At 73.5% G+C, this 3,023-nt stretch carries 1 protein-coding gene; it reads right to left on the reverse strand.

Going from position 1 to position 3,023, the window contains the following annotated elements; all coding sequences use genetic code 11:
• Positions 1–117: 117 nt before the first annotated feature.
• A partial coding sequence (locus ACFWBF_RS37160) for a ribonuclease E/G (RefSeq protein WP_385609252.1) occupies positions 118–3,023 on the reverse strand: 2,906 nt, incomplete at its 5' end.

The raw sequence follows: 3,023 nt of genomic DNA on the forward strand, positions 1-3,023 counted from the left end.
CGTATTCGCAATCCTCGCCGCGGGTCTTGGTTCGGGGGCGGTTTCCGGGGGTACAACCGGGGCCCCCCTGCGCGGTGGGCCCCCCCTCTCGGGGGGGCCCACGGCCCGTGAAGCGGATCAGGCTTCGGTCGGAGCCGAGACGGACGGGAGCGCCTGCTGCTCCGCCGCCGCGGTCTTCTTCGTCGCCCGCTTCGCCACGGTCTTCTTGGCGGTGGCCGTCTTCGCCACCGTCTTCTTGGCAGCGGCCGTCTTGGTGGCCGCCGCCTTCTTGGCCGGGGCCTTCTTCGCCGTGGTCGTCGCCTTCTTGGCCGGAGCCTTGCGGGCCTTCTTCACCGGCGCCTCGGCCTCGGGCTCGGCCTCGGGCTCGGCCGGGGCCTCGGGCTCCGCAGCGGCGGCGGGAGCCGCCTCGACGACCACGACGGCCGCCTCGGCCGCGCCTGCCGGGGAACCGGCGGGAGCGGTGGCCTTACGGGTGGCACGGCGGCGCGTACGGGCCGGGGCCGCGTCCGCGACGGGCTCGGCCGGGGCCTGCACGACGACCGGCTCGGGCTCGACCTCGACGACCGGCTCGGGTTCGGCCTCCACGACCGGCTCGGGCTCGACCACGCGCTCCGGTGCGGCCTCGGCCGCCTGCGCCGGGGCGCCCGCCGGGGCGGTCGCCTTACGGGTGGCACGGCGGCGGGTACGGCCCTTGGGGGCCTCCTCCACGACCGGCTCCGCGACAGCCTCGACCTCGACCTCGGGCTCGACGACCGCCGAGGCCACGGGCTCCGGCTCGGCCGGGGCCGCGGGGGCCTCGGCCGGCGCCTGCGCCGGGACGGCGGCGGTTCCGCGCGGGGCGCCCGCCGGAGCGGTCGCCTTACGGGTGGCGCGACGGCGATTGCGACGGCCACTGAGGCCGGCCGCGGCCTCCGCCTCGGCCCGGCTGCCGTACAGCTCCTCGTCCGGGACGAAGGACGGCTCGGGCAGCGCCACCGGAGCGGCGGCCTCGGCGGCCACCTCGGCTTCGGTCTCGACCTCGAAGACGTCGGCGTCCTCGGTCTCGACGGCCTCGATCTCGTGGTCGTGGTCGTGCTCGTGGGTGCGGCCGGCGCGGCGCTTGGAGCGCTTGCCGTTGCCACCGCCGCCGATCGCGGCCGGCGTCTCCATGTGCACGATAACGCCGCGCCCGTTGCAGTGGACGCAGGTCTCGGAGAAGGACTCCAGCAGACCCTGGCCCACCCGCTTGCGGGTCATCTGGACCAGGCCCAGCGAGGTGACCTCGGCCACCTGGTGCTTCGTACGGTCGCGGCCCAGGCACTCCAGCATGCGCCGCAGGACCAGGTCGCGGTTGGACTCCAGGACCATGTCGATGAAGTCGATGACGACGATGCCGCCCAGGTCGCGCAGTCGCAGCTGGCGCACGATCTCCTCGGCCGCCTCCAGGTTGTTCCTGGTGACGGTCTCCTCGAGGTTGCCGCCCTGACCGGTGAACTTGCCGGTGTTGACGTCGATGACGATCATCGCCTCGGTCTTGTCGATCACAAGCGAGCCGCCCGAGGGCAGCCACACCTTGCGGTCGAGCGCCTTGGCGAGCTGCTCGTCGATCCGGTACGTCGCGAAGACGTCGACCTCGGAGGTCCAGCGCGACAGCCGGTCGGCCAGGTCCGGGGCCACGTGGTTCACGTAACCGTGGATGGTCTCCCAGGCGCTGTCACCGCTGACGATGACCTTCGAGAAGTCCTCGTTGAAGATGTCGCGCACGACGCGGACGGTCATGTCCGGCTCGCCGTACAGCAGGCTCGGCGAAGAGGTCGAGATCTGCTTCGACTTCTTCTGGATGTCCTCCCACTGGGCCTGCAGACGCTCGACGTCGCGGCGCAGCTCGTCCTCGCTCGCACCCTCGGCGGCGGTGCGCACGATGACGCCCGCGTCCTCGGGGACGATCTTCTTGAGGATGGTCTTCAGGCGCGCGCGCTCGGTGTCGGGCAGCTTGCGGCTGATGCCGGTCATCGAGCCCTCGGGCACGTAGACCAGGTAGCGGCCGGGCAGCGAGACCTGGCTGGTCAGGCGGGCGCCCTTGTGGCCGATCGGGTCCTTGGTGACCTGCACCAGGACCGACTGGCCGGACTTGAGCGCGGACTCGATGCGGCGCGGCCCGTTGGCCATGCCGAGCGCCTCGAAGTTGACCTCGCCGGCGTACAGGACCGCGTTGCGGCCCTTGCCGATGTCGATGAAGGCGGCCTCCATCGACGGCAGCACGTTCTGGACCTTGCCCAGGTAGACGTTGCCGACGTACGAGGTGGCTTCTTCCTTGTTGACGTAGTGCTCGACGAGCACGTTGTCCTCGAGGACGCCGATCTGGGTGCGCTCGCCGGCCTGGCGGACGACCATCACGCGCTCGACGGCCTCACGGCGGGCCAGGAACTCGGCCTCGGTGATGATCGGGACGCGGCGGCGGCCCTGCTCGCGGCCCTCGCGGCGGCGCTGCTTCTTCGCCTCCAGACGGGTCGAGCCCTTGATGGACTGGACCTCGTCGGAGGAGGTGGACTCGCTGCGCTCGCGCGCCGGGCGCGGCTCGCGGACCTTGACGACGGTGCGTACGCCGTCCTCGTCGCCCGCTGCTTCGCCCTCGGCGGGCTCACCGCTGCGACGGCGACGGCGCCGGCGACGACGGCTGGAGCTGGAGCCGAGGGCCTCGTCGGCCTCCTCGTCCTCTTCCTCGTCCTGCTCGCCGGCCTCGGCCTCGGCCTCTTCGTCGGCGGACTCGTCGAGCTCGGCGGACTCGCCACGGCGGCGACGACGGCCACCGCGACGACGGCGGCGCGACGGGCGCTCGCCCGACTCGTCGGCCTCGTCGAACTCGGCGGCCTCCTCCTCGAGCTCGGCCTCCGGCTCCTCCTCGGCGAGCACCTCGGGGAGGGAGACCGGCGCGGACTCGGCGACCGGCGCGGGCTCGGCGGCGCCGCGGCCACGGCGGCGGCGACGGCCGGCCGGCTGCGGGGCGGGGGCGGCCTCGACCGGGGCGGCGGCCTCGGTGAGCT

The organism is Streptomyces sp. NPDC060028 (genome assembly GCF_042736725.1).
Taxonomy (GTDB): Bacteria; Actinomycetota; Actinomycetes; order Streptomycetales; family Streptomycetaceae; genus Streptomyces.